At 72.5% G+C, this 24,993-nt stretch carries 23 protein-coding genes; 8 read left to right on the top strand and 15 right to left on the bottom strand.

Features of this window, described 5'->3' with window-relative positions; all coding sequences use genetic code 11:
* The first annotated feature begins 47 nt into the window (after positions 1-47).
* Together ACFYP3_RS12610 and ACFYP3_RS12605 are read left to right on the top strand one after the other, a co-directional pair.
* Complete coding sequence (locus ACFYP3_RS12610) at positions 48-2,282, top strand: acetate--CoA ligase family protein (RefSeq protein ID WP_388830879.1); 2,235 nt, start codon at positions 48-50, stop codon at positions 2,280-2,282.
* A gap of 175 nt (positions 2,283-2,457) precedes the next feature.
* Positions 2,458-3,258: an enoyl-CoA hydratase/isomerase family protein gene (locus ACFYP3_RS12605; protein ID WP_388830877.1), complete on the top strand. Its 801-nt coding sequence runs from the start codon at positions 2,458-2,460 to the stop codon at positions 3,256-3,258.
* A 1-nt stretch (position 3,259) separates the two neighbouring features.
* Here the strand turns inward: ACFYP3_RS12605 and ACFYP3_RS12600 are convergent, their stop codons facing one another.
* The 3 genes from ACFYP3_RS12600 to ACFYP3_RS12590 all read right to left on the bottom strand — a co-directional run bounded on the left by ACFYP3_RS12600 (position 3,260) and on the right by ACFYP3_RS12590 (position 5,777).
* Positions 3,260-4,051, bottom strand: coding sequence for a VOC family protein (locus tag ACFYP3_RS12600; RefSeq protein WP_388830875.1), 792 nt, complete (start codon positions 4,049-4,051; stop codon positions 3,260-3,262).
* A 149-nt stretch (positions 4,052-4,200) separates the two neighbouring features.
* Positions 4,201-4,938 (bottom strand): hypothetical protein, encoded by a 738-nt coding sequence (locus ACFYP3_RS12595; RefSeq protein ID WP_388830873.1) that lies wholly within the window; start codon positions 4,936-4,938, stop codon positions 4,201-4,203.
* Between the two features lie 20 nt (positions 4,939-4,958).
* Positions 4,959-5,777, bottom strand: coding sequence for a hypothetical protein (locus ACFYP3_RS12590; RefSeq protein WP_388830871.1), 819 nt, complete (start codon positions 5,775-5,777; stop codon positions 4,959-4,961).
* 245 nt (positions 5,778-6,022) lie between these two features.
* Between ACFYP3_RS12590 and ACFYP3_RS12585 the strand changes: the two genes are divergently transcribed.
* The gene (locus tag ACFYP3_RS12585) at positions 6,023-6,640 is read left to right on the top strand and encodes a flavin reductase family protein (protein ID WP_376618130.1); all 618 of its coding nucleotides are present in this window, start codon (positions 6,023-6,025) and stop codon (positions 6,638-6,640) included.
* A 103-nt stretch (positions 6,641-6,743) separates the two neighbouring features.
* Here ACFYP3_RS12585 and ACFYP3_RS12580 read toward each other — a convergent pair whose 3' ends face one another.
* From ACFYP3_RS12580 to ACFYP3_RS12570, 3 genes are read right to left on the bottom strand one after another with little or no spacing between them, the layout of a single operon-like run.
* Positions 6,744-7,811, bottom strand: a complete 1,068-nt coding sequence (locus tag ACFYP3_RS12580) for a Zn-dependent alcohol dehydrogenase (RefSeq protein WP_388830869.1) — start codon at positions 7,809-7,811, stop codon at positions 6,744-6,746.
* The gene (locus ACFYP3_RS12575; RefSeq protein WP_388830867.1) at positions 7,808-9,067 is read right to left on the bottom strand and encodes an acyl-CoA dehydrogenase family protein; all 1,260 of its coding nucleotides are present in this window, start codon (positions 9,065-9,067) and stop codon (positions 7,808-7,810) included. The genes ACFYP3_RS12580 and ACFYP3_RS12575 overlap by 4 nt, the downstream gene beginning before the upstream one ends.
* A gap of 15 nt (positions 9,068-9,082) precedes the next feature.
* Positions 9,083-9,994: an SDR family oxidoreductase gene (locus ACFYP3_RS12570; protein WP_388830865.1), complete on the bottom strand. Its 912-nt coding sequence runs from the start codon at positions 9,992-9,994 to the stop codon at positions 9,083-9,085.
* Between the two features lie 117 nt (positions 9,995-10,111).
* Between ACFYP3_RS12570 and ACFYP3_RS12565 the strand changes: the two genes are divergently transcribed.
* The gene (locus ACFYP3_RS12565; protein ID WP_388830863.1) at positions 10,112-11,038 is read left to right on the top strand and encodes a cyclase family protein; all 927 of its coding nucleotides are present in this window, start codon (positions 10,112-10,114) and stop codon (positions 11,036-11,038) included.
* A gap of 135 nt (positions 11,039-11,173) precedes the next feature.
* Entirely contained in the window at positions 11,174-11,863 is a 690-nt protein-coding gene (locus tag ACFYP3_RS12560; protein ID WP_388830861.1) for a hypothetical protein, read from the top strand.
* 253 nt (positions 11,864-12,116) lie between these two features.
* Here the strand turns inward: ACFYP3_RS12560 and ACFYP3_RS12555 are convergent, their stop codons facing one another.
* The 4 genes from ACFYP3_RS12555 to ACFYP3_RS12540 form a co-directional block, all read right to left on the bottom strand.
* The gene (locus tag ACFYP3_RS12555; protein ID WP_388830859.1) at positions 12,117-12,581 is read right to left on the bottom strand and encodes an ATP-binding protein; all 465 of its coding nucleotides are present in this window, start codon (positions 12,579-12,581) and stop codon (positions 12,117-12,119) included.
* A gap of 324 nt (positions 12,582-12,905) precedes the next feature.
* Complete coding sequence (locus ACFYP3_RS12550) at positions 12,906-13,805, bottom strand: acyl-CoA dehydrogenase family protein (RefSeq protein ID WP_388830857.1); 900 nt, start codon at positions 13,803-13,805, stop codon at positions 12,906-12,908.
* Between the two features lie 4 nt (positions 13,806-13,809).
* Entirely contained in the window at positions 13,810-14,964 is a 1,155-nt protein-coding gene (locus ACFYP3_RS12545; RefSeq protein WP_388830855.1) for an acyl-CoA dehydrogenase family protein, read from the bottom strand.
* The gene (locus ACFYP3_RS12540; protein WP_388830853.1) at positions 14,964-16,157 is read right to left on the bottom strand and encodes an amidohydrolase family protein; all 1,194 of its coding nucleotides are present in this window, start codon (positions 16,155-16,157) and stop codon (positions 14,964-14,966) included. The genes ACFYP3_RS12545 and ACFYP3_RS12540 overlap by 1 nt, the downstream gene beginning before the upstream one ends.
* A 136-nt stretch (positions 16,158-16,293) precedes the next feature.
* Here ACFYP3_RS12540 and ACFYP3_RS12535 point away from each other — a divergent pair, with 136 nt between their 5' ends.
* Positions 16,294-17,865, top strand: a complete 1,572-nt coding sequence (locus tag ACFYP3_RS12535) for an AMP-binding protein (protein WP_388830851.1) — start codon at positions 16,294-16,296, stop codon at positions 17,863-17,865.
* An 87-nt stretch (positions 17,866-17,952) separates the two neighbouring features.
* Here ACFYP3_RS12535 and ACFYP3_RS12530 read toward each other — a convergent pair whose 3' ends face one another.
* Both ACFYP3_RS12530 and ACFYP3_RS12525 read right to left on the bottom strand, forming a co-directional pair.
* Complete coding sequence (locus ACFYP3_RS12530; RefSeq protein ID WP_388830849.1) at positions 17,953-19,233, bottom strand: maleylpyruvate isomerase N-terminal domain-containing protein; 1,281 nt, start codon at positions 19,231-19,233, stop codon at positions 17,953-17,955.
* Positions 19,230-19,793, bottom strand: a complete 564-nt coding sequence (locus tag ACFYP3_RS12525; RefSeq protein WP_030706748.1) for a sigma-70 family RNA polymerase sigma factor — start codon at positions 19,791-19,793, stop codon at positions 19,230-19,232. The genes ACFYP3_RS12530 and ACFYP3_RS12525 overlap by 4 nt, the downstream gene beginning before the upstream one ends.
* 302 nt (positions 19,794-20,095) lie before the next feature.
* On the opposite strand from ACFYP3_RS12525, the gene ACFYP3_RS12520 reads away from it, so the two are divergent.
* Positions 20,096-20,614 carry an EF-hand domain-containing protein gene (locus ACFYP3_RS12520; protein ID WP_388830847.1) on the top strand — a complete coding sequence of 173 codons (519 nt, stop codon included), beginning with the start codon at positions 20,096-20,098 and terminating at the stop codon, positions 20,612-20,614.
* A 92-nt stretch (positions 20,615-20,706) separates the two neighbouring features.
* On the opposite strand, the gene purU is transcribed toward ACFYP3_RS12520, so the two are convergent.
* Positions 20,707-21,591, bottom strand: coding sequence for a formyltetrahydrofolate deformylase (purU, locus tag ACFYP3_RS12515; RefSeq protein WP_365473066.1), 885 nt, complete (start codon positions 21,589-21,591; stop codon positions 20,707-20,709).
* Between the two features lie 14 nt (positions 21,592-21,605).
* The gene (locus ACFYP3_RS12510) at positions 21,606-22,052 is read right to left on the bottom strand and encodes a hypothetical protein (RefSeq protein WP_388831129.1); all 447 of its coding nucleotides are present in this window, start codon (positions 22,050-22,052) and stop codon (positions 21,606-21,608) included.
* Between the two features lie 198 nt (positions 22,053-22,250).
* Here ACFYP3_RS12510 and ACFYP3_RS12505 point away from each other — a divergent pair, with 198 nt between their 5' ends.
* Positions 22,251-23,540: an ABC transporter substrate-binding protein gene (locus ACFYP3_RS12505; protein ID WP_388830845.1), complete on the top strand. Its 1,290-nt coding sequence runs from the start codon at positions 22,251-22,253 to the stop codon at positions 23,538-23,540.
* Between the two features lie 3 nt (positions 23,541-23,543).
* On the opposite strand, the gene ACFYP3_RS12500 is transcribed toward ACFYP3_RS12505, so the two are convergent.
* Positions 23,544-24,851, bottom strand: coding sequence for a hypothetical protein (locus ACFYP3_RS12500; RefSeq protein WP_388830843.1), 1,308 nt, complete (start codon positions 24,849-24,851; stop codon positions 23,544-23,546).
* Positions 24,852-24,993: the final 142 nt, after the last annotated feature.

The raw sequence follows: 24,993 nt of genomic DNA, 5'->3' as shown, positions 1-24,993 counted from the left end.
TGAGTTCCAGTTCCATCAAGGTTCATCGAGCAGGAGCGGGCGGAACGATGCTTGGATCTACTCACGGCACCCTCACCACCGACTTCCGCGCACGTGTCGAGGCCTGCGGGGAGTCCCCCAGGACGGCCGTCCACTCGTCGGCGGCCCCCTCCGCCGACGACGCGGTCGCCGTGGACGTCAGCGGCCGGCCGCTGCACGCCGACGTGCCCGACCTGGACCGGTTCTTCCGGCCCGAGTCCGTGGCCGTCATCGGCGCCTCCGACACCGAGGGCAGAGCGAACACCGGCATCACCCGCCAGCTCATCGCCTGGGCGGAACGCGTCGGCGCACGGATCCACCCCGTGCACCCCACCCGCCCCACCGTGTTCGGACTGACCTGCCACGCCTCCGTGGCCGAGCTGCCCGAACAGGTGGACCTCGCCGTCCTCCTCGTCGCCGACCCGCTCCCCGTCATCGAGGAACTGGCCGAGACCAAGGTGAAGTTCGCCGTCGCCTTCGCCTCCGGCTTCGCCGAGACCGGGGACGCGGGCGCCGCCGCCCAGGCCCGGCTCGGCGCCGCCGTCCAGCGCTCGGGCCTGCGCCTGCTCGGCCCCAACACCAACCTCAACGCCTTCGAGGAGTTCCGCGACGACCTCGACGGGCCGGCCATCGCCCTCATCACCCAGTCCGGCCACCAGGGCCGGCCCGTCTACACCCTCCAGGAACTCGGCATACGGCTCTCCCACTGGGCCCCCACGGGCAACGAAGCGGACCTCGAAACGGCCGACTTCATCTCCTACTTCGCCGAACGGCCCGAGGTCGGAGCCATCGCCTGCTACGTCGAAGGCCTCAAGGACGGCCGGTCCTTCCTCCTGGCCGCCGACCGCGCCGCGCGCAACGGCGTCCCGGTCGTCGCCGTCAAGGTCGGCCGCACCGAGACCGGCGCCCGCATGGCCGCCTCCCACACCGGGAAGCTGACCGGCGCCGACACCGTCGTGGACGCCGCCATGCGCCAGTTCGGCGTGATCCGCGTCGACGGCCTGGACGAGCTCCAGGACACCGCCGCGCTGCTCGCCCGGGCCCGCAAGCCGCAGGCCGACGGCGTCGTCGTCTACTCCATCTCCGGCGGCACCGGAGCCCACTTCTCCGACCTGGCGACGGAGGCGGGCCTGACCCTGCCCACCCTCTCGGAGGCCAAGCAGAGCGAACTCCACCAGTGGATCCCGGAGTACCTGAACGTCGCCAACCCCGTCGACAACGGCGGCCACCCGGTGGGCGACTGGCGCGGCCGCAAGATCATCGACGCGATCCTCGCCGACCCGTCCGTCGGCGTCCTGATCTGTCCGATCACCGGCCCCTTCCCGCCCATGAGCGACAAGCTCGCCCAGGACCTGGTCGACGCGGCCGAGGCCTCGGACAAGCTCGTCTGCGTGATCTGGGGCTCCCCCGTCGGCACCGAGGACGCCTACCGCACCACCCTCCTCGGCTCCTCCCGCGTGGCCACCTTCCGCACCTTCGGCAACTGCATCACCGCCGTCCGCGCGTACCTCGGCCACCACCGCTTCACCGCCGGCTACCGCTCCCCCTTCGAGGACGCACCGCGCACGCCCTCGCCCTCGTACCGCAAGGCGCAGGCCCTCATGCGGCCCGGCCAGCAGCTCAGCGAGCACGCGGCGAAACAGCTGCTGCGGGCCTACGGGATACGGGTCCCCCGCGAGCAGCTCGTGACGAGCGCGGCGGCGGCCGTCCGCGCGGCCGGCCTGGTCGGCTACCCGGTGGTGATGAAGGCCTCGGGCCCGCAGCTGGGCCACAAGACGGAACTCGGCCTGGTGAAGATCGGCCTGACCTCGGCGAGCCAGATCCGCGACGCGTACCGGGAGCTGACCGACATCGCGCGCTACGAGAACGTGCCGCTCGACGGGATCCTGGTCTGCCAGATGGTGGAGCGGGGGGTGGAAATGGTCGTCGGCGTCACCCAGGACGACCTCTTCGGCCCGACGGTGACGGTGGGCCTCGGCGGCGTCCTGGTCGAGGTCCTGCACGACGCGGCGGTCCGCGTCCCGCCGTTCGGCGAGGACCAGGCCCGCGCGATGCTCACGGAACTGCGCGGGCACGCGCTGCTGGAAGGCGTACGGGGCGCACCCCCGGCCGACGTGGACGCGCTGGTGGAGGTCGTCCTGCGGATCCAGCGGATGGCGCTGGAACTCGGCGACGAACTCTCCGAGCTGGACATCAACCCCCTGATGGTGCTCCCCCGCGGCCAGGGGGCGGTGGCCTTGGACGCCCTGGCCATCTGCCGCTGACCCGCCGCCTCCTCAAATGCCGGAGGCGCTGACCTTGCGCTCCGCGCACTCCGGCCCCACGGGCACGTGCAGACTGACGCCGCCCGAATCCAGCCCCGCCGGCGTTTGAGGCGCGGGGGCTCGGGGGCGGAGCCCCCGCAACGGCGCCGCACCCACCCCCGAACGGGAGTCCCCCATGAGCCGCATCCCCGAGGACGAAGTCCTCCACCGCACCGAGAGCAACGTCTCCTGGATCACCCTCAACCGCCCCGCGGCGATGAACGCCGTCACCTGGGACCAGCGCGAGCGCGTCATCGCGCTGCTGGGCGACGCCTCCGCCGACCCGGCGGTGCGCGCCGTCGTCCTCACCGCCACCGGCAAGGGCTTCTGCGCGGGCGCCGACCTCCGAGGCGACGCCTCCGCCGCCGAGCGGGTCGCCGGCGACGTGGCCCGCATGATCCGGCTCGGCGCTCAGCGCCTGATCACCGCCGTCCTGGACTGCGAGAAGCCCGTCCTCGCCGCCGTCAACGGCACGGCCGCCGGCATCGGCGCCCACCTCGCCCTCGCCTGCGACCTCGTCATCGCCGCCGAACCGGCCCGGTTCATCGAGGTGTTCGTCCGCCGCGGCCTGGTCCCCGACGGCGGCGGCGCGTACCTGCTGCCCCGTCTCGTCGGCCCGCAGAAGGCCAAGGAGTTGATGTTCTTCGGCGACGCGCTCCCGGCGGCGGACGCCGAGCGCCTGGGGCTGGTCAACAAGGTGGTGCCGGCCCAGGAGCTGGAGGCGACCGCCCGCGCGTGGGCGGAGCGGCTCGCGCAGGGCCCCACCCGGGCCCTCGCCCTGACGAAACAGCTGGTCAACGCCTCCCTGGACGGTGACCGGGCGACGGCCCTGGCCGCCGAGGCCACCGCTCAGGAGATCAACATGACCACGGCCGACGCGAACGAGGGCGTGGCGAGCTTCGTGGAGCGCCGCACGCCCACATACCTGGGCCGGTGAGCTACGTCCGCGGGTTCGGCTTGAGCAGCGCGAACACGGCGCCGAAGGGGTCGGCCAGCCACGCGAGCCGCCCGACGTCCGGTACGTCCGCCGCCGGCATGATCACGGACCCGCCGTTCTTCTGTGCCTTCGCGAGGGTGTCGTCGACGTCCGCCACGTGCAAGTACGGCACCCAGCGCGCCTCCTCCTGCCCGCCGCCGGCGCCCTCGCCGAGCGGTGCGACCCCGCCGAAGGAGGCGTCCTGCTGGTCCCCGTCGGCGGTGCTGAGGACGCGGTACGTCATGCCGGGCACATCCATCTCGGCGTACCGCCAGCCGAACAGCCCGGCGTAGAAGTTGACGGCCGCGACCGGGTCCGGCACGTGGAGCTCCACCCACACCAGCGCCTTCTCCTCGGAGGCCACGTCGAACCCGGCGGTGTTCCCGGGCTGCCAGCACGCGAACTCGGCGCCCTGCGGGTCGGTGAAGTGCGCGAGCCGGCCCTCCCCCATGACGTCCCCCGGCTCCATCCGGACCGTGCCGCCGCCGTCGCGGACGGCCGCGGCGGTGGCGTCGACGTCGGGGGTCATGAAGTGGATCATCCAGGCGGACGTCGCCCCTTCCTCGGTGAGCGGTCCGAGCGCGGCGACGGTCTTCCCGTTCACCTGGAAGAAGCCGTAGCCCCCCGCCTCGGGCCCGGCGGAGGCGAAGTCCCAGCCGAGGACGGCGCCGTAGAAGGCGGCGGCCGCCGTCGTGTCCGGGCTGCCGAGGTCGAGCCAGTTGGGTGATCCGGTGCGGAAGTCGGTGCCGAGCATGGGGGTCCTCCCGGGAGTACGGCGGCGGTACGGGGTCCCTGCCACGATGCCGAGCCACCGCCCCCGGCCCGGTGTGCGGACCCGCGCGGGCAGGGGGTTTCACCCGTGTGGGCGCACGGCGGGGCGGCGCCCCGCCGCGGCCCTCCGCGTCAGCTGCCGACCCGCTCCAGCGCCGGCAGGAACTGGTCGTAGAAGCTCACCTTGAGCCGCAGCGCGCGCTGCTCCGCCTCCTTGAAGCAGTCGGCGGTCGCCCCGCCGTCACCGATCAACTGCCGCAGCCGGTTGCCCAGCCGGTCGGAGTGGCTGGTGGCTCGTCTGTCCACGGTCTCCAGCGGGGCCTTCTTGGCATCGTGGTGGTGGTGCGGGTAGTAGAAGCGCGAGTGGTTCTCGCCGTCGCGCACCATCAGGGGTTCCATGCGCTCCCACAGCCGCCCGTACTCGACGGACACCAGGATCTCGCCCCAGAAGCGCAGGACCGTCAGCAGCCTGAGGTCGGCGTGGTCCTGGTCGCCCTCCTCGGCGATCAGGGCGAAGGTGTCCTCGATGGTCCGCTTCGTCGCCGCCGTCGGCCGCGAACGGACGAGGGCCGTCCGCGAGATCCCGAGGCGGTGCATGTCGTCCGTCATGTCCTCGCGGTGCGAGGCGGTGTTCCCGCCGTCGTCCGGGTACTCCTCGCGCAGGATCATCCGGGCGATCCGCAGCCCCGCCTCGTCCTGCAAGAGGTCGATCGCCAGGTCGTAGGCCGGGGTGAAGGCGAGCGACAGGAAGCGCCGCTGGAGCAGGATCTCGGCGAACGCCTCCTCCGGGAGCCGCTCGATGTTCGCGAGCACCGGATGCCGCCTGTACTGCTCGATCAGTTCGTCCTCGAACCTGTCCAGATCCCACACGGTCGTAGCCCTTCTCCGGATCACTGGATGACGTCGATGGATCTCATCGGGTCGCGCAGATCCACTTCGCTCCCGATGCCCCACAGGATGTTGAGCTCTTTCTGCACCTCGAGGCCCATCAGGGAGTCGCCCCCGTCTATCTCGATCTGGGTGGACTCGATGGCGAGCTGCCCGTGCAGGAAGGAGCTGACCAGGTAGCGCTCGTCGGCCTTGTACACGGAGATGGACGGCAGGGAGTTGTAGACCCGTACCTTGAGCCTGCTGCGGAGCTCTGCCGGAAGGCGGCCGTGCATCCCGTGCAGGAGGGCGAGGCTCGCGGTCACCGACACCGTGCGCCGCGTGTTGCGCAACGCCTGGTCGCGCAGGTACACCACGTCGGACTTCGGGTGCACCAGCAGGATGCGCACCTCGACGTTCCGCTCGGTGACGGCCTTCTCCAGCTCTTCTTCCAGGCTTTCGAGGTTGGGTATCCAGGTCTGCAGGATGGCCACCTCGCGCCGGGCGCCGCCCACGAGCCGTTTGAACTCCGCGATGGGGAAGTCCGGGTGCACCTTCGTCACGCCCAGGTAGTGCCGGCGCCTGAGTTCGCCGGTGAGCCCGTCGAGCGTGAGGCCCGAGATCTGCGTGTTGATGCTGTCGAGCACCTTCAGGCGGTCGAACTCCATCAGGAGGAAGAGGGTGACCGTGCTCAGGATGAGCAGCGTGATCTTCGGGAGCGTGCCCCCGGGAGCCATCTTGTCGAGCCATCCGAGGACGTCGGCGAGCAGGACCAGGATCCCCGCGGTCGCCATCGCACCCAGTGAGATCCGTTCGGCGCGGTAGCGAAAACCGTTGCCCATGACCACCCCAGCCCCCGACGTCGTTGTCGTTGGCCACGACCATACACAGGGGCCCTCCCACCCCTCTCAGTGCCCCATGTCGCCTTGCTCACAAGGGAGTTCAAGCCATTGGCCGGATCGCGGACGGCCGATGGGGCCGGGTGTGAAGCTCCGAGGTCAGCGCGTTCCGGCAACGGGCCCACGCCCGCCCCTTCCTATCTGACGTACCGTCAGCTTCAATCGTCGGTGTGATGGGACATGCAGGGATGGCGGCCACCGTCGTCCGATACCTCAGGTCAGTCGGCTCCCCCACCTCCGCCGCCGCGGAGCGGGAACCCGAGCCCGTCGACGCCCTGCCGCGCCCGGATCTGCGCGCCGTCGGCGAGGACGAGCGCGCGCCGGTCAGCCCCGCCGAGTTCCGGGCCGTGCTCGGGAACTTCGCCAGCGGGGTCACCGTCATCACCGCGCCGCCCGGCGAGGACGAGGACGGCCCGGCCGGCTTCGCCTGCCAGTCCTTCGCCTCGCTGTCCCTCGACCCGCCCCTGGTCACCTTCATGGTGGCCCGTACGTCGACCACCTGGCCGCGGATCGCCCGCGCCGGGGTGTTCTGCGTGAACATCCTCGGAGCCGAGCAGGGCGAGCTGTGCCGGTCCTTCGCCGTCAGCGGCGCGGACAAGTTCGCCGGGGTGGGCCACACCCCCGCCCCCGTCACGGGCTCACCGCAGCTCGACGCCGTGCCCGCCTGGATCGACTGCCGGATCCAGGCCGTGCACACCGGCGGGGACCACCTCATCGTCGTGGGCCGGGTCGTCGCCATGGGCGCGGCCGGCGAGGGCGAGCCGCTCCTCTTCCACAAGGGCCGCTTCGGCCGCTTCAGCGACTGACCCGCACGCGGCGCCGGCGGCGCCCGGCACGTGGGCACGCGGGAGGGCGGCCGGGGGATCCCCGGCCGCCCCGCCGTGCGCGCCCGCGGTCGGGACGCCGAGGTCAGAAGGTGAGCACCCCGCGCGCCACCCGCCCGTGGTGGGCGTCGTCCACGGCCTTGGCGAAGTCCTCCACCGGGTAGACCTCCGTCACCAGCTCGTCCAGCAGCAGCCTGCCCTGCCGGTAGAGCTCGGCGTACAGGGCGATGTCGCGCTGCGGGCGCGAGGACCCGTACCGGCAACCCATGATCGTCTTGTCCAGGTACATGGAGGAGACCAGGAAGGACGCCTCCTCCGTGAACCCGGGCACGCCCAGCAGGATCGCCTGACCGTGCCGGTCCAGGAGGTCCACGGCCTGCCGGATCAGCTTGACGTTGCCCACGCACTCGAAGGCGTGGTCGGCGCCGGTCGGCAGGATCTCCCGCACGGCCGCCGAGGAGTCGGCCACGGCCGACGCGTCGACGAAGTGCGTGGCCCCGAACCGGCGGGCCACCGCTTCCTTCGCCGGGTTCGCGTCCACCGCGACGATCGTCGTGGCCCCCGCTATCCGGGCCCCCTGGAGCACGTTCAGCCCGATGCCGCCGGTGCCGATGACGACCACCGACTCGCCGCGGTCGACGCGGGCCCGGTTCAGCACCGCGCCCACCCCCGTGAGGACCCCGCAGCCGATGAGCGCCGCCGAGGTCAGCGGGATGTCGGCGGGGATCTTCACGGCCTGCACGGCCTTGACGAGCGTGCGCTCCGCGAAGGCGGAGTTGGAGGCGAACTGGAACAGCGGCTTCCCGCCCCGCGAGAACGGCTGCCCGGGCATCCCGATCGCCTTGCGGCACATCGTCGGCCGGCCGCGGTCGCAGTCCGCGCACGCCCCGCAGTTGGCCAGGGTGGACAGCGACACGTGATCGCCGGGCACCACGTGGGTGACCCCCGCGCCCACGGCCTCCACGATGCCCGCCCCCTCGTGCCCGAGCACCACCGGCGGCGGGAACGGGATCGTCCCGTCGATGACCGACAGGTCGCTGTGGCACAGCCCGGCCGCGCCGATCGCGACGAGCACCTCCCCCGGCCCCGGGTCCCGGATCTCCAGGTCGTCGACCACCTGGGCCTGCTTGCCGTCGAACACGACGCCTCTCACCTGGACTCCTTAGGCAGGCCGAGCACGCGCTCGGCGATGATGTTCCGCTGGATCTCGTCCGAGCCGCCGTAGATGGTGTCGGCGCGGGTGAACAGGAAGAGCCGCTGTTCCGCGTCGAGTCCGAGTTCGTACGGGAGCCCGGGCGCCCAGGCCGCCGGACCGGCGGTGGCCGCGGCGCCGCGGACCTCCACCGCCAGCTCCCCGAGCCGTCGGTGCCAGCCGCCCCACAGCAGCTTGGCCACGCTGGGCGCGCCCGCGTCGTCGGTGGCGCCGAGCGTGCGCAGGGCGTTCCACCGCATGGTGCGCAGCTCCGCCCACTGCCGCACGAGCCGGTCCCGCAGGACGGGATCGGCGGCGGGATCGGCGGCGGGAGCGGCTCGTGCGGCAGTGGCCGCGCCCGAGCCGGCCCCGTGCGCGGCACCCGCCGCGTACGCCGCCAGCACCCGCTCCAGTTCGGCCGCGAAGCCGATCTGCTGCACCAGTGTCGAGACCCCGCGTTCCAGGGCGAGCAGGCCCATGGCCACCGTCCAGCCGTCGCCCTCCCCGCCGACGACCTCCGCCGCCACCGCCCCGTCGAAGAAGACCTCGTTGAACTCCGAGGTCCCCGACATCTGCCGGATCGGCCGTACCTCGACCCGCCCCGGCTGGTCCATCCGTACGAGCAGGAACGACAGCCCCCGGTGGCGCCGCGAGCCGGGCTCGGTGCGGGCCAGGACGAAGCACCAGTCGGCGTCCCGGGCCAGGGAGGTCCAGATCTTCTGCCCGGTGACCCGGTACAGCCCGTCGGCCGGGTCCCGTACCGCGGCCGTACGGATCCCCGCGAGGTCGGAGCCGGCCCCCGGCTCGCTGTAGCCCTGGCACCACAGCTCCTCGCCCCGCGCGATCGCGGGCAGGAAGCGGTCCCGCTGCTCGGGGCTGCCGTACGCGATCAGCGTGGGCGCGAGGAGGTTCTCCCCGATGTGGCCGACCCGGCCGGGTGCGCGCAGCGCCGCGTACTCCTCGGCCCACACCACCTGTCCGGTGAGCGAGAGCCGCCGCTGCCCGTACGCACCGGCGGGGGCCTCCCAGCCCTGGCCGATCCAGCCGCCGCGGCCCAGCTCGCGCTCCCAGGCGCGCCGCGTCCCGACCCCCTCGTGCTCGCTGCCCGGCCCACCGAGGCCGACGGCCTGTGCGTACGGGCCCACGAGGTGCTCCGTCAGCCACGCCCGGGCGTGCCCGCGCAGCTCCTCGTCCTCGGCCCCGAAGCTGAAGTCCATCCTGCTCCGGCCCCCCTACGCGTTGGGGCGGTCCTTGGCGGCCGCCGCCTTGGCCATGGCCTCCAGCTGCGCCAGCATCGGCATCGGGTCGGTGCCCACCGTCCCGGGCAGGAAGTCGGCGATCTTCTCCGGGGTCCAGGAGCCTTCGGCGTACCCGGCGCGCAGTTCGCGCGGCTGCGCCCAGACGGCGATCTTCGGGCCGGCGATCGTGTAGACCTGCCCGGTGATGCCCTCGGCCCGGGCGCGGTCGCTGAGCAGGTAGGTGACCAGCGCGGCCACGTCCTCGGGCTCGCCGATCTCCTTGAGCTCCATGGGGACGTTCGCCGACATGCGGGTGCGGGCGACGGGTGCGACGGCGTTGGCCGTCACCCCGTACTTGGCGAGGCCCAGGGCCGCGGACCGGACGAGGGAGATGATCCCGCCCTTGGCCGCGCTGTAGTTGGCCTGGGCGACCGAGCCCTGGTGGTTGCCGCTGGTGAAGCCGATCAGGGTGCCCGAGCCCTGCCGGCGCATGACGGCGGAGGCGGCGCGGAAGACGGTGAAGGTTCCCTTGAGGTGGGTGGCGACCACCGGGTCCCAGTCCTCCTCGGACATGTTGAACAGCATCCGTTCGCGCAGGATGCCGGCCACGCAGACGACGCCGTCGATGCGGCCGAACTCGGTGAGCGCGGTGTCCACGATGCGCTGGCCGCCCGCCATGGTGGAGATGTCGTCGGCGACGGCCACGGCCTCGCCGCCGGCGGCCTGGATCTCCTTCACCACGCCCTCGGCGACCTCGCTGGTCGGTTCGCCGCCCCCGATCCCCACGCCGTAGTCGTTGACGACGACCTTGGCGCCCTCGGCGGCCGCGGCGAGTGCCACGGCCCGCCCGATGCCCCGGCCGGCGCCGGTGACGGCGACGACCTTGCCTGCCAAGAAGTTCCCCACGTCCGGCCCCTTCCCGCGTTTTCTGACGGACCGTTAGATTCTATGGGTAGTCAGATACAGCTGCACAAGCCCTCGTTGCCGCCGTTGTCGCATCCACGCAAGGAGCTGTCGACGCCCATGACCCTGCCCGCCGCCTTCCACGACATGGCCAAGCGCGTCAACAACTGGGGCCGATGGGGCGCCGACGACGAGATCGGCACCCTGAACCTGATCACGGACGAGGTCGTCCGGGCCGCCGCGGCGGAGGTCCGCAGCGGCCGTCGCATCCCCCTCGCCCTCCCCCTCAAGGAGGACGGGGTGCAGGTCGGCATGATCCCCGGCCGGATCAACCCGCTGCACACGATGGTGCAGATCAACCAGGAGATCTTCGGGCCGGGCACGGTGGCGTGCAGTGACGACGCCGTGAGCATGGGCCTCCAGGCGGGCACGCACTGGGACGCCCTCACCCACGTCTCGCACTCGGGGAAGATCTACAACGGCCGCCCGGCCGGCACGATCACCGCGCACGGCCGCGCCGAGTACAGCGGCATCGACAAGGCCGGCCCCATCGTCTCGCGCGGGGTCCTCCTGGACGTGGCCCGGGCCAAGGGCCTGGACCGGCTGGAGGGCGGCCACGCGGTGACCCCGGAAGACCTGTCGGAGGCCGAGGAGTTCGGCGGGGTCACGGTCCGCGCGGGCGACATCGTCCTGGTCCGCACCGGCCAGGTCCAGGTCTACCTGGCGGGCGACAAGCACGGTTACGGCTTCCCCTCACCCGGCCTCTCGGTCCGCACCCCGCAGTGGTTCCACGCCCGGGACGTGGCGGCCGTCGCGAACGACACCCTCACCTTCGAGATCTTCCCGCCGGAGATCGACGACCTGTGGCTGCCGGTGCACGCCCTCGACCTGGTCGAGATGGGCATGCACCAGGGCCAGAACTGGAATCTCGAAAAGTTGTCCACAGCCTGTGCAGAAGAAAACCGGTACTCCTTCTTCCTCTCCGCGATGCCGGAACCCTTCGTCGGCGGTACGGGCACCCCGGTGGCCCCGGTGGCCGTCCTCTGAGCCCGGCGGGGCGGGTGGCGCCGGGCCGGACGACCCCGGCCGCGCGCGGGCCGGGCGCGGTGGAACCATGAGGTGGACATGACGCGTCCCCGTACGCGCGCCACCCCCCGTCCCTTCCCCGCAGGAGAAGCCCGCATGGCCAACCCGTACCAGGTACCGCCGCCGCCCGCCCCCCGGCGCCGCTCGGGCGGCAACGTCGTCGCCGTCATCGTCCTCGCCGTGATCGTCGTCGGCGGCTACCTCGCCTTCCAGACGCTCCGCAAGGACGACGGCAAGCCGTCGGCGTCCCCCTCGGCGTCCCCCTCCGTCAAGCCCACGGCCAAGGACCCCGGTTCGCCCGAGTCCTCCTCCGACACCTCCAGCGCGTGGAAGGTCGGCGACTGCGGCGGCCCCGACCCGGCCAAGGCCCCCGACGGGTACAAGCGGACGGGCTGCTCCGACTCCGGGGCCACCTTCAAGGCCATCGACATCAAGGAGGCCAGCATCCTCCCGGGCGCGATCCAGTGCCCGCCCGGCACGGACCTGATGATCGACGTGAGCATCTCCTACGGCAGCTCCAAGTCGAGCGGCATCCCCACCAACACCGTCTGCGGCCGCAACCTGTCGAACGACCACCCCGGCGACGCGGGTGCCGGCGGCGGCCAGCTGGTGAAGGGCGACTGCGTGACCAACCAGGCCAAGGAGGTCGCCTGCGGCGGCTCCGGCGCCCAGAAGGTCCTCGGCCTCGTCAAGACGAAGTCCGAGTGCCCCTCCGGCACCACGGACCCGATCGAGCTGACCCTGGCCATCGGCCGCCCGTACGACGTCATCTGCACCGACGGCTGAGCCCCGCCCCCGCGCAAGGCCGCCTGCGGGCCGCCGAACCGCGGGGGCCGGGCCCGGCGTCCGAGAACGGATGATGGTGAGCCCTTCGCCGGTGGGGTGATGCGGGTGGCGGCGGCGCGCATGCACGCCCCGAGCGCGGCACGGCAGCCGCCACCCCGCGACCCGCACTCGTCAAGGCGTGCCCTTGGCGTCCCCTCGCGTCGAATCGCTCCACACCAGGGTGATCAACTCGTGACGGATCGTCAACACCTCGTTAGAGGTACAAGCGCGGTTCCCGCTTCGGGGGGTGAACTTCCGACGGCCCGTCGGAGGCGCAGTCCGAGGCCGCTTTCTCCGCGCGGTCGATCTCGCACCAGATGCGTTTGCCCGCGCCCTCGCGCTGCCAGCCCCAGCGGTCCGCCAGCCCGTCCACCAGCTCCAGGCCGCGTCCGCCGGTGTCGTCCCCGGCCGCCTGCCGGCGGGCGGGCGCCCGGTCGCTCGCGTCGGCCACCTCGACCCGCACCCCGGGCCCGCCGAACAGCATCCGCAGCACCGCCGGGCAGCCCGTGTGCACGACCGCGTTGGTGACCAGCTCGGAGATCAGCAGGATCAGCGTCTCGGCGAGCGGCTCGTCATCCCCTATGCCCGACCCGGCCAGCCGGGACCGGGCCCATCGGCGGGCCCGGCCGACCTCGGCCGGGTCCGCTCCTACCTCCAGCTGAACCTGAAGCACCTGCACCGCTCACACCATCCGAACCGGCGGACACTTCGCCTCGCGACAGGATGGGATCACCCACTGTGATCCCCTTGCGGAGCAGCATGGTTGACGTACAGTCACCACAACAAGCGCTTCGGGCATATTCCCGCGCGAAGGAGTGGGCGTGGTGCATACTGTGCGACGCTCGCGCCGCTCAACCGCTCGCATCTGTGGGAGCGTACCGGAGCAGGCCCCCGACTCCGGTCCGTAATGGCGGAGGCGAAGGACACAAACCGATATCAACTCTCTGTAATCGGACATGCGTCCCGCGTCGTCCCCGCCGTGCCCCGCGACGGCCGCGAACGGCTACGCCGCCGAGTCCAGCAGCTCCGCCGCCAGCAGTTCCTCCGCCTCCCCCGCCGTCCGCCACTGCTCGGCCCGCACCCACGCCCGTTTCAGGTGCAGGTGCACGTCCGCCTCCCACGTGAAGCCCATCCCGCCGTGCACCTGCAAGCAGTCCCGGGCGCCGCTCACCGCCGCCTCGTCCGCGAGCAGCTTGGCCGCCCAGACCTCCCCCGGGTCACCCGTCACCGCCGCCGCGTAGACCGCCGTACGGGCCACCTCCGCCCGCACCAGCATCCGCGCGCACAGGTGCTTGACCGCCTGGAACGCGCCGATCGGCTGCCCGAACTGCTCGCGCTCGCCGGCGTACCGGACCGCCAGCTCCACCGTCCGCAGCGCGCTGCCGACCTGTAGCGCCGCCGTCAGCAGCGCGCCCTCGGCGCGGTAGCGCGACACGTCCCCCGGCGGCGACGCCACCCGGTGCAGCGGCGTCAGCGGATCCACCGAACGCACCGGCGAGCCCGCCGGCACCCCCGGCGCCCCCAGCACCGCGTCCGCCTCGCCCAGGTGTGCGACCAGGCCGCCCCCCAGGTCGAAGGCGGTCACCACCGCCGTGCCCGCCGCCGCCCCCGGGACCACCCCCGCGGCCAGGTGCGTGGCCACCAGGGGCCCCGGCAGCAGTGCCCGCCCGGCCTCCTCGAAGACGAGCACCGCCTCCGGGAGGCCGAGCCCGACGCCGCCGGCGGGCTCGGGCAGCCGCAGCGCGAAGAAGCCCGCCGCGCCCAGCTCCCGCCACAGCCCGCGGTCCACGGCCGCGCCGGTGTCCACCGAAGCGCGCAGCGCCTCGCGCCCGTACCGCCCCGCCAGCAGCTCCCGTACGCCCGCCCGCAGGTCCCGCTGCTCCTCGGTCGGCTGGAAGTGCATGCCCTCACCGGCCCTTCGGGAGGCCGAGGATCCGCTCGGCGACGATGTTCTGCTGGATCTGCGAGGTGCCCGCCGCGATCGTGTACGAGAGCGAGGAGAGCCGGTCCAGGGTCCATTCCTCCTCCAGGGACAGGGAGGCGGCGCCCAGGACCTCCGCCGCCACCTCGTACAGCTCCTGCCGCGCGTACGAGTAGGCGAGCTTGAAGACCGAGCCGCCGGTGCCGGGGACCCCGCCGGAACCCTGCGCCTCGCTGACGTTCCACTGGGTGAGCCGCCACAGCGCGCCGAACTCCCCGTACAGCCGGCCCAGCCTGCGCCGCAGCACCGGATCGTCCCAGCGGCCGTTGGCCTTCGCTGTGCGGGCCAGCTCGCCCAGGGTGCGGCGGCAGGCGACGACCTCGCCGACGAAGGCGGTGCCCCGCTCGAAGGAGAGGGTGACCATGGTGACGCGCCAGCCGTCGTTCTCGGCCCCGACCCGGTTCGCGACCGGGATCCGTACCTCGTCCAGGAACATCTGCGCGAACTCGGTCGACCCGGCGAGCGTGCGCAGCGGCCGTACGCTGACCCCCGGCGCGTCCATCGGCATGGCCAGCCAGGAGATCCCCCGGTGCTTGGGCGCCTGCGGGTCCGTCCGCACGAGCAGCTCGCACCAGTCGGCGACCTCCGCGTGCGAGGTCCAGATCTTCGACCCGGTGACCACGTAGTCGTCGCCGTCGCGGACCGCCCGCGTGCGCAGGGAGGCGAGGTCCGAGCCCGCGTCCGGCTCACTGAACCCCTGGCACCACACTTCGTCCCCGCGCAGCACCGGCGGCAGCCAGCGCGCCCGCTGCCCGGCGCTGCCCTCGGCGGCGATCGTCGGGCCGGCGTGCAGCAGCCCGACGAAGTTCGCGCCGACGTACGGGGCCCCGGCGCGCTCCGTCTCCTCCAGGAAGATCAGGTGCTGGGTCGGGGTGGCCCCGCGCCCGCCGGCGTCCACCGGCCAGTGCAGACCCGCGTACCCGGCCTCGTACAGCCTGCGCTGCCAGCCGAGGTCGTACGCCCGCCGTCCGGGCCAGTCGTCCGGGGACGGCTTGGCGGGCAGCTCGGGCAGCACCTTGCCGAGCCAGGCGCGCAGCCGGGCCCGGAAGTCCTCTTCCTCCTCCGTGCAGGTCAGATCCATCAGACGAGGTCCAGGCCGAGCATGCGGATGGCGTTGCCGCGCATCAGCTTGTGGACCGTCAGCTCGTCGAGCCCCTTCACGTGGTCGAGGGCGACCTCCTTGGTGTGCGGGAAGGTCGAGTCCACGTGCGGGTAGTCCGTCTCGAAGGTGGCGTTGTCGCGTCCGACGACGTCGATCGAGGCGATCCCGTGCTTGTCGCGGAAGAAGCAGCAGAAGATCTGCCGGTAGTAGTAGGTGGAGGGCGGCTCGGGGATCAGGTCGCGGACCCCGCCCCAGGCCCGGTGCTCCTCCCACACGTCGTCGGCGCGCTCCAGGGCGTACGGGATCCAGCCCATCTGGCCCTCGCTGTAGGCGAGCTTGAGCGTCGGGAACTTCACCAGGACGCCGCTGAAGAGGAAGTCCATCATCGAGGCCATGGCGTTGTTGAAGCTGAGCGAGGCCTGGACGGCGGGCGGCGCGTCGGGGGACGCGGCGGGCATCTGGGAGCTGGACCCGATGTGCATGTTGACCACCGTGCCGGTCTCCTGGCAGACGGCGAAGAAGGGGTCCCAGTAGCCCGAGTGGATGGACGGCAGGCCCAGGTGGGTGGGGATCTCGGAGAAGGTCACGGCGCGCACCCCGCGGGCGGCGTTGCGCCGGATCTCCGCGACCGCGAGGTCGATGTCCCAGAGCGGGATGATGCACAGCGGGATCAGCCGGCCGCCGCTGTCGCCGCACCACTCCTCGACCATCCAGTCGTTGTACGCGCGCACGCAGGCGAGGGCGACCTCCTTGTCGTGGGCCTCGGCGAAGGTCTGCCCGCAGAAGCGCGGGAAGGTGGGGAAGCACAGCGAGGCCTCGACGTGGTTGAGGTCCATGTCGGCGAGGCGCGCCTTCGGGTCCCAGCAGCCGCGGCGCATCTCCTCGCGGGTGATCCCCTCCAGGGTCATCTCGTCGCGGTCGAAGCCGACGGCGGCGATGTTGCGCTTGTACGGGAACTTCAGGTCCTCGTAGATCCACCAGTCGGTCGGCGGGCCGTCGGGGTCCATGGTGATCACGTACTTGCCGCCCGTGTAGGCCAGCTCGCCGATGCCGGCGGTGAGCGCCTTGGGTCCCCGGTCCCGGTACTTGGCGGGCAGCCAGACGTCGAAGAGGTGTGCGGGTTCGATCACGTGGTCGTCGACGCTGATGATCCGAGGCAGTTCCAGTCCCATGGCGGTCTCCCCAATCCCGTGCCAATCTGATGGATCGTCAGAAACAAGCTAGCTCCGCCACCCCTGGACCGACAAGCGCCGGAGCCCTACGCTCTGCGCTTGATCTGACTATCCGTCAGCTATGGGGAGGTCTGGGATGACGGACACCGCGACCGCGACCGCGACAGCGACAGCGACAGAACTGAGCCGCTCCCGCACCCTGTGGGACCTGGTCGCCCGCCGGGCCGCACTGACCCCGGACGCCACCGTCCTGGTCGAGGCCGCCGAGGACCCGGCGCGGGACCGCCGGCTGACCTTCGGGGAACTGCGCGAGCGCTCCGAACGCGTCGCCGCCGGCCTCCACGACATGGGCGTCCACCCCGGCACGGTCGTCGCCTGGCAGCTCCCCACCCGCATCGAGACCGTCCTGCTCTCCGTCGCCCTCGCCCGGATCGGCGCCGTCCAGAGCCCCGTCATCCCCTTCTACCGCGACCGCGAGGTCGGCTTCGCGCTCCGCGAGTCCCGGGCCGAGTTCTTCGCCGTCCCCGGCGTCTGGCGCGGCTTCGACCACCCCGCGATGGCCCGGCGGCTCGGCGCGCGCGGCGTGTTCGAGGCCTACGAGGACCTCCCGGACGGCGACCCCCGCGCCCTCCCCGCCCCGCCCGCCTCCGGCACCGACGTCCGGTGGATCTACTGGACCTCCGGCACCACCTCCGACCCCAAAGGCGTCCTGCACACCGACCGCTCCCTCATCGCGGGCGGCTCCTGCCTCGCGCACGCGCTGCGCCCGCGTCCCCACGACGTCGGCTCGGTGGCCTTCCCGTACGCCCACATAGGCGGCCCGGACTACCTGGTGATGCTGCTCCTGTACGGGTTCCCCGCGGTCCTCTTCGAGAAGTTCGCGATGCCCGACGCGCTGGACGGCTACCGCCGCCACGGCGTCACGGTGGCCGGCGGATCGACCGCCTTCTACTCGATGTTCCTGACCGAGCAGCGCAAGGACCCCTCCGCGAAGCTCGTCCCCACGCTCCGCCTCCTCGCCGGCGGCGGCGCCCCGAAGCCGCCGGAGATCTACCACGCCGTCGTCCGCGAAATGGGCTGCCAGCTGACCCACGGCTACGGCATGACCGAGGTCCCGATGATCACCATGGGCGCCCCGGACGACACCCCCGACCACCTGGCGACCACCGAGGGCCGGCCCCCGGCGGGCATGTCCGTCCGCATCACCGCCCCCGACGGCACCCCGCTCCCCCCGAACACGGACGGCGAGGTCCGGCTCCGGGGCGAGGCCGTCTGCCAGGGCTACCTGGACCCCGACCAGTCGGCGCAGGCCTTCGACTCCGACGGCTACCTGATCACGGGCGACCTCGGCCACCTCACCCACGAGGGCTACCTGGTCCTCACCGGCCGCAGCAAGGACGTCATCATCCGCAAGGGCGAGAACATCTCGGCGAAGGAGATCGAGGACCTGCTCCACCGCCTCCCGGGCGTCGCGGACGTCGCGGTCATCGGCCTCCCGGACCCGGCCCGCGGCGAACGCGTCTGCGCGGTGATCGAACAACCTCCGGGCACCGCCCCCTTGACCCTGCCCCAGCTGACGGCGTACCTCCGCGCGGAAGGCCTGGCCACCCACAAGCTCCCGGAACAGCTGGAGCTCCTGGACTCCCTCCCCCGCAACGAGGCCCTGCGCAAGATCCTCAAGTACAAACTCCGCGAACGCTACGCCTGACCCCACGGCGACGGCGCGGGCCGGCGGGAGGGGCGCGGCGCGGCCCGCGGGACGGGACGGGTCGGGCACCCGCCCCCGATGCGGCCGTTACAGGCGGCTCAGGGAGGCCGCCGCGAAGAGGACGTCGCGGATCGCCTCGCGGTCGCCGTGCTGGCCCACCGCCGCCTCCTGCGGCGCGATGTGGCCGGCCGCCAGCTGGCAGAACTCGATGCCGTCCAGGGCGATCTCCGCCACCGTGCGCTCCTGCGACGGCTTCGCCCCCGGCGAGTCCAGGGCGATGTCCCAGCCGCCGCCACCCGCGCCCTCGATCTCCAGGTGCAGGGTCCGCCCGGGCGCGCCCGCCGCGACCAGGCCCCGCGCCGGGGCCGCCAGCCCCGCGCGCCGCCGCTGCGCCAGCGCACTCGGCAGCAGCCGCGCCGCCAGGTCGATCATCCCGTGCAGGTGCGGCCCGGACGGCGGCTCGTACGGGTAGTCCACCGCGTCCGCGATGTCCCAGGCGTGCACCCAGCACTCGAAGGCCCGCTCCAGGAACGCGTCCCCGAGCGGCAGTGCGAAGTTCCCGTAGTCGACGGCCAGCTCGGCGACGCCCCGGCCGGCGAAGGACACCGTACGCACCAGCGTGTGCCCCTGCTCCCGCCACGGGTCGCGGACCTGCCGCGTCGTCGGGTACGCCGACGCGGTCCAGAAGTGCTCCGTCCGCGCCGTCGGACCGCCCGGCGGCGCTTCCGGACCCAGCGGGTCGTCCAGCCCCAACGCGTTGGCGATCAGCCCGTCCACCGTCATCAGGTGGCCGATCACCCCCGCCACCGTCGTGCGCTGCGAGCGCCGCCGCTCCTCCTCGAACCACTTCAGCCGCACCGGGGTGTGCCACTCCGAGTCCCCGAAGTCCTGCAGCAGCGCGTCGAGCCGCGCCGTCTCGGTGTCGTACGGACTCGCCCACACCGGAACGGGGATGCGCGCCGGCCGCTTGCCCAGGCAGTCCTCCAGGACGCGCGAGCGCAGCAGCGGTTTCAGGTCGAGGGGCTCCTCCGGGTGCAGCAGCCCCACCGCGTCGCGCAGCCGCAACGCCTCCTCCGCGCAGGGGGCGCACTCGGTGAGGTGGTCCTCGACCGCCTGCGTCTCCTCGGCGGAGCAGGCCGCCAGCGCCCAGGCGCCGAGCAGGGACTTCAGTACGGCGTGCGAGGGCGGCGGCGCCACCGGCTCCGGAAACGGCTCGGGCACGGCTTCCGCAACCGGCCTCGGCGGGCGCGGCGGCTGCGGCGCGTTCCCCGGGTCCAGGTCGTCGGCGGCTCCGCGCGGACCAGGTATCCGCGCCCGGCCGCCGGGACGCTCGTATCCGTCGTCGGGCGACTGGGCAGGTCCGTTCATCGGGGTGTTCCGTATCCGGACTGGGCGGTGTCCTCCTGCGGGAGGGCGTTGGCGGTCGACAGCAGTTGCAGGCCGAGCCGCAGCCGGCGGCGCGCCTCGTCCTCGCTGATCTGCAGGTCGGCGGCGGCCTGCCGGTAGTCGCGCCGCTGGAAGTAGGCGAGTTCGAGCGCGGCGCGCAGCGGCGCGGGCATGGAGGTGACGATGTAGTCCGCGCGGGCGGCCGCGTTGGCGCTGCGTACCTTCTGCTCCAGCTCCTCGCGGGAGCCCCGGCCCAGTTCGGCCTGGCGCAGCCGGGCCACCGCCTGGCCCTGGGTGATCCGGGCGACCCAGGAGCGCATGGAGCCCTGCTTGGGGTCGTAGGCGTCCGGGTTCTCCCAGATGTAGCCGAAGACCTCGCGGGTGATCCGGTCCGCCGCCTTCTCGTCGCCCAGCACCCGGTGGGCCAGGCTGTGCACGAGCGAGGCGAAGCGGTCGTACAGCTCTCCGAGCGCGGCGGCCTCGCCGCGGGCCAGGCGTTGCTGCATGCGGCGGTCCCAGCGCGGTGGTACGTCCTTCGGCATAAGTGCCCCCAGCCGTGTGTCGACCCAACGAATGTAGTGGGCACACGGCGGTTCGCGCCTGTTTTGGGGGAAGGTCACCCTGGAAGCGCGCCCTCCGTGATAGGGGCGTGGCAGGGCGTGAACGGGGGTGCGGCCGACGGCACATGGGGACAGGTGTACGCGCCCCACCGCGCTCCCCGTGCGCGGGTTCGATGCGGCAGCCTCCTTGACCACTTCGCTTAACGCGCTGGCCACGTAGGCCTTACGCTCCTGCCTTGTCTTGAACTGAACCCCATCGCACACGTGAAGGCGGAACGCCGAACATGGACAGCGCAGAATACGAGCGCAAGATCGCCGCCCGATTCGCCACCTTCGACCAGGACGGGTCCGGGTACATCGACCGGGAGGACTTCAGCACGGCCGCGAAGGCCGTCCTGGCCGAATTCGGCACCACCGCCCGGTCGGACCGGGGCCAGGCCGTCTTCGCGGGCGCGGAGGCCTTCTGGCAGGGGATGGCCGGCATCGCGGACGTCGACGGGGACCAGCGGGTGTCCCGCGAGGAGTTCATCACCGGGGCGGCGAAGCGGCTGCGGGACAACCCGGAGCGGTTCGCGGAGATCGCGCGGCCGTTCCTGCGGGCCGTGATCGCGGTGGCGGACGAGGACGGCGCGGGGGCGACCCCGCAGGCCGCCGCCCGCGTCCTGCGCGTCCTCGGCACCCCGCCCGACCTGGCCCCCCAGCTGGCCACCGCCCTCGACGCCGACGGCGACGGCCGCATCTCGGAGGACGAGATCCTGGCGGCGTTCGCGGCGTACTGCGGGGTGGAAGCCCCCGACGCGTAAGGCCTGCGGCGGGGCCCCGCGGTACCGCCGTCACGGCCGCACGAGACCCAGCCCCGCCGGCGTCCGCCCGGTAGGGGCTGATCGTGCTGCGGCTACGCGAAGACGACCGTGCGGGAGCCGTTCAGGAGGACGCGGTGCTCGCTGTGCCACTTCACCGCGCGCGCCAGCGCCTGGCACTCCACGTCCCGCCCCACCGCCACCAGCTGGTCGGGGGTCACCTCGTGGCCCACCCGCTCGACCTCCTGCTCGATGATCGGCCCCTCGTCGAGGTCCGCCGTCACGTAGTGCGCGGTCGCGCCGATCAGCTTCACACCGCGCGCGTGCGCCTGGTGGTACGGCTTCGCGCCCTTGAAGCTCGGCAGGAACGAGTGGTGGATGTTGATGATCCGCCCGCTCAGTTCCTTGCACAGGGTGTCCGACAGCACCTGCATGTACCGCGCCAGCACCACCAGCTCGACGTTCTCCGCGCGCACGAGCTCCAGCAGCTGCGCCTCCGCCGCCGCCTTCGTCTCCTTCGTCACCGGGATGTGCACGAACGGGACGTCGTACGAGGCGACCAGCTCGGCGAAGTCGGTGTGGTTGGAGACCACGGCCGCGATCTCGACCGGCAGGGCGCCGATGCTCGAGCGGAAGAGCAGGTCGTTCAGGCAGTGGCCGAACTTCGACACCATGAGGATGATCCGCATCCGCTCCTCGGAGCGGTGGATCTGCCAGTCCATCTTGAACGAGTCGCCGATCGCGGCGAAGCTGGCGCGCAGCTTCTCGACGGTCACCGCGGGCTCGGCCTCGAAGTGCACCCGCATGAAGAAGAGTCCGGTCTCCCGGTCTCCGAACTGCTGGCTGTCCACGATGTTGCAGCCGGTCATGAAGAGGTAGCTCGACACGGCGTGCACGATGCCCTGCTTGTCGGGGCAGGACACGGTCAGGACGTACTGGGGCTGGGGCTGGGCCGGGGCCTCGTTGTGCGGGTCGCTCATGACCGCACAGCCTTTCACACCGCGCGGGTGAGGATCCTCAACACTTCCAGCGACGTCGGCCGGACGTCGGGGTCGTCCCCGTCCGCCTCCGCGAGCCGTACGTGCGCCTCGCGGGCGGCGCGCACCGCCTCGGGCCACGCGTGGTGCTCCAGGTAGGCGGAGACCGGGGCGTCGGGCCCGACCTGGTGGAGGATGCGGAGCACCCGCAGGACCGCGAGGTCGACGAGGGCGGCCTCCTGCGAGTCGCGGAAGATCGTGCCGACGTACTTCTCGGCCGACCAGCTGTCGAGCCAGGTGTCCTCGACGAGCCGGTACACGGCGTCGGTGACGTCGCCGTACCCGTCGACGCCGGTCAGCCAGGTGTCCTCGTGGAAGGCCGGGTCGGAGAGCATGTGCAGCGCCGAGCGCACGTTGCCGCGCCAGCGCCACCACGGCATGTCATTGAGGGGCATGCCGCCCATGGTGGAGGAGCGGCCGCCGCGGCGGGAAGAGTTCTTCGAACCTTGGGCGAATGTCACGCTTTCGATCGTACGTTCCTGTTCAACGCGATCTTCAGGCGCCCGTGACGGAGCGGGCGCCCCCGTAATTCACCTGGGCGTCACCGAATGTTGTGTCCATCTCACTCGACAGTTACCTGTGGGGCGGAATGGTGCATGGACATGACCATCTCGCGACGCGCAGCATCCCTGTCCCGCACCTTCGTGGCCACGGCGATGGGTGCCTGTCTCGTCGCCGGATGCGGGGCGCTCCCCGGAGGCCCGGGGGGCTCCGGGGGGACCATCACGGTCATGACCTTCGCCCCGGAGGGCACCAAGGCAACCAACATGCCGGGGATGACCGGCATGGCGAAGGCGTACGAACGCTGGGTGAATTCCAAGGGTGGGATCAACGGGCACAAGCTGCGCGTACTGACCTGCAACGAGAAGAACACCCCCAGCGGCGCCGCCGACTGCGCCCGCAAGGCCGTCGCCGAGAAGGCCGTCGCCGTCGTCGGCTCGTACAGCCAGCACGGCCGCGCCTTCATGGCCCCGCTGGAGGCGGAGGGCATCCCCTTCATCGGCGGGTACGGGGTCTCCTCCGAGGAGTTCCAGTCCCCGCTCTCCTACCCCGTCAACGGCGGCCAGCCCGTCCTCATCGCCGGCGCCGGCCACCAGCTGAGCCGCGCCTGTGCCCAGGTCGCCCTCGTCCGCCCCGACACCCTCGCCGGCGACACCCTGCCGGTCCTGCTCAACGCCGGGCTGCGGGCCAACAAGATGGCCGACGCCGCCGACATCCGGGCCGCCGAGGACTCCGCGGACTTCGGTCCGCAGGCCCGGGAGGCGCTCGCGCACACCACCGGCACCGGCAAGGAGAAGGAGAAGGACAAGGGCTGCGTCACCGCCGTCCTCGGCGAGCGCACCGAGACCTTCTTCGACGCCTTCCGGCGGACCGAGGCGCAGCGCAGGAAGCCGCAGATCTCCTCCGTCCTCGGCAGCGTCAGCCAGTCCCTGGTGGACCGCACCGGCGGCAAGGAGAGCCCCTTCGAGGGCGCGTACCTCACCAGCTGGTACCCGGTGGGCTCCGATCCGCTCTGGACGCCGATGCGCAACGTGGTCGCCGAGCACGCCTTCGGCGACGACGACGTCGACCCCGACGACAGCGGGGCGCAGACCACCTGGATCGCGTACACCGTGCTGAGCGAGATCGTGAAGCGCTTCAAGGAGGACGAGGGCATCACCGCCCGCGTGGTCAAGCGGGCGCTGAACGAGTCCCAGCCCGTCAAGACGGGCGGCCTCACCCCGGACCTGAGCTGGCGCTACCAGGACATGCGCGCCGTCGCCGGCTTCCCCCGCATCGTCAACGGCCAGGTCACCTTCCAGATCGTCCAGGCCGGACGGCTCGTGGCACAGCCCGCCGAGCCGCCCCTGGACATGACCCCGACCCTGGTGCAGGCGCCCCAGACGGCCTGATGCTCAGAGCTGGGACTTGTCCCGCTTGGTGAGGCCGTACTTGGCCGCGATCGTGTTCCACATGCTCGCGGCGGACTCCTTGGCCTTGGTCGCCTCGCCGCTCGACTTGTTGGCTTCGGTGGCGTTCTTCGTCGACTTGGCCTTGCCGTCCTTGCACTTGTCGTCGTCCACGTCGTCCGCCCAGGAGGCGTAGCTGTTGTCGGCGTCCGCGGAGGACTGCCAGGCCTTGGTGAGGGCCGCGGACAGCTTGGCGTTGTCCGGGAGCTTGTCCAGCTTCAGCTCCTGGAGGCGCGTGACGAGTTCCTCGCGCTGGCGGGCCGCGTCGCGCAGGTCGGCGGCCGCCTGGTCGAGGTTGCCGCAGCCCTTGATGTCCTCGACGGCCTTGATCACCGAGGCGCGGCTGTCGTTGCTGTCCGCGAGGAGCTTGTCCAGCTGGACGGCCTGCGGGCGGGCCGGGTCGACGGGCGCCTCGCCGCCGGGGGCGGCGGAGGCGCCGCTCGCGGCCGGTGCGGCGGGCACCGCGCCGGGGTCGTTGTTCTGCGGCTTGTCGTCGCTGAGCAGCGAGCCGACGCCGAGCCCGACCACCGCCAGGCCGATCACGACGGCGGCGATGACGGCGGGCGAGACCCTGCGGGGCGCCTCCGGCGCCGGGGGTGGCGGGGGCGGGGCGTACTGCTGCTGCGGGTGGGACTGCACGGGGGGTACGGGGCGCTCCGCGCGCGGCGGGTAGGGGCGCGGCGGCGGCCGGCGCAGCACGGGCTCCTGGACGGGCGGCAGGTGCTGGGTGTGCCCGGCGGAGCCGTCGTCGCCGCGGAACAGCCCGTCGAACCCCTCGATGCCCCGGTCGCCGGGGTCGCGGTCGGCGGCCCCCGACGGCACCGGCGGGATGTACTGCGTCGCGGCCTCGCCGTACGCGGGGCCGGCCGGTACGGGCGGGATGTACTGGGTCGCGGCCTCGCCGTGCGCGGGAGCGGCCGGTACGGGCGGTATGTACTGCGTCGCGGCCTCGTCGTGCGCGGAGGCGGCCGGCACGGGCGGGATGTACTGCGTCGCGGCCTCGTCGTGCGCGGGAGCCGCCGGAACCGGCGGGATGTACTGGGTCGCGGCCTCGGGCAGCGGCGGGTACCCGTAGCCGTGCGGCTCCCCCGGCCCCTCGTAGCCGGGCCCGAGCACGTGCCCGGGTGCGGCGTGCGGGTACCCGTACGCGGGCCCGGGCTGCGGCTGCTCCGGGTACACCGGATACCCGGACGCCTCGTCCGGACCCCACGGGGCACCCGGCTGGGGGGCACCCCCTTGTCCGCTCTGCGCCACCGGGACTCCTTCTCCGACTCGCCCGACCCTACGGAACCGTCGGTCACGCTACCCGGTCACGCACCGCCGCACCCAGCCTCGCCAGGGTTTGCCCCGAGCCGCCGCCCCCCAGCCCCGCCGACGCCCGAGGCTCGGAGCCCGC

Origin of the sequence: Streptomyces sp. NPDC005533 (genome assembly GCF_042871845.1) — a bacterium.
GTDB lineage: Bacteria > Actinomycetota > Actinomycetes > Streptomycetales > Streptomycetaceae > Streptomyces.
The sequence above is the reverse complement of the archived record's forward strand: the minus strand, read 5'-3'. Positions and strand labels throughout refer to the sequence as shown.

Bases quoted from the DNA above. Each gene is read 5' to 3' on its own strand.
- ACFYP3_RS12510 (WP_388831129.1), bottom strand. From the start codon at position 22,052: ATGGGCGGCATGCCCCTCAATGACATGCCGTGGTGGCGCTGGCGCGGC.
- ACFYP3_RS12520 (WP_388830847.1), top strand. From the start codon at position 20,096: ATGGACAGCGCAGAATACGAGCGCAAGATCGCCGCCCGATTCGCCACC.
- ACFYP3_RS12600 (WP_388830875.1), bottom strand. From the start codon at position 4,051: ATGCTCGGCACCGACTTCCGCACCGGATCACCCAACTGGCTCGACCTC.
- ACFYP3_RS12610 (WP_388830879.1), top strand. From the start codon at position 48: ATGCTTGGATCTACTCACGGCACCCTCACCACCGACTTCCGCGCACGT.
- ACFYP3_RS12535 (WP_388830851.1), top strand. From the start codon at position 16,294: ATGACGGACACCGCGACCGCGACCGCGACAGCGACAGCGACAGAACTG.
- ACFYP3_RS12530 (WP_388830849.1), bottom strand. From the start codon at position 19,233: ATGAACGGACCTGCCCAGTCGCCCGACGACGGATACGAGCGTCCCGGC.
- purU (WP_365473066.1), bottom strand. From the start codon at position 21,591: ATGAGCGACCCGCACAACGAGGCCCCGGCCCAGCCCCAGCCCCAGTAC.
- ACFYP3_RS12590 (WP_388830871.1), bottom strand. From the start codon at position 5,777: ATGGGCAACGGTTTTCGCTACCGCGCCGAACGGATCTCACTGGGTGCG.
- ACFYP3_RS12540 (WP_388830853.1), bottom strand. From the start codon at position 16,157: ATGGGACTGGAACTGCCTCGGATCATCAGCGTCGACGACCACGTGATC.
- ACFYP3_RS12605 (WP_388830877.1), top strand. From the start codon at position 2,458: ATGAGCCGCATCCCCGAGGACGAAGTCCTCCACCGCACCGAGAGCAAC.
- ACFYP3_RS12550 (WP_388830857.1), bottom strand. From the start codon at position 13,805: ATGCACTTCCAGCCGACCGAGGAGCAGCGGGACCTGCGGGCGGGCGTA.
- ACFYP3_RS12565 (WP_388830863.1), top strand. From the start codon at position 10,112: ATGACCCTGCCCGCCGCCTTCCACGACATGGCCAAGCGCGTCAACAAC.
- ACFYP3_RS12585 (WP_376618130.1), top strand. From the start codon at position 6,023: ATGGCGGCCACCGTCGTCCGATACCTCAGGTCAGTCGGCTCCCCCACC.
- ACFYP3_RS12505 (WP_388830845.1), top strand. From the start codon at position 22,251: ATGACCATCTCGCGACGCGCAGCATCCCTGTCCCGCACCTTCGTGGCC.
- ACFYP3_RS12525 (WP_030706748.1), bottom strand. From the start codon at position 19,793: ATGCCGAAGGACGTACCACCGCGCTGGGACCGCCGCATGCAGCAACGC.
- ACFYP3_RS12560 (WP_388830861.1), top strand. From the start codon at position 11,174: ATGGCCAACCCGTACCAGGTACCGCCGCCGCCCGCCCCCCGGCGCCGC.
- ACFYP3_RS12545 (WP_388830855.1), bottom strand. From the start codon at position 14,964: ATGGATCTGACCTGCACGGAGGAGGAAGAGGACTTCCGGGCCCGGCTG.
- ACFYP3_RS12575 (WP_388830867.1), bottom strand. From the start codon at position 9,067: ATGGACTTCAGCTTCGGGGCCGAGGACGAGGAGCTGCGCGGGCACGCC.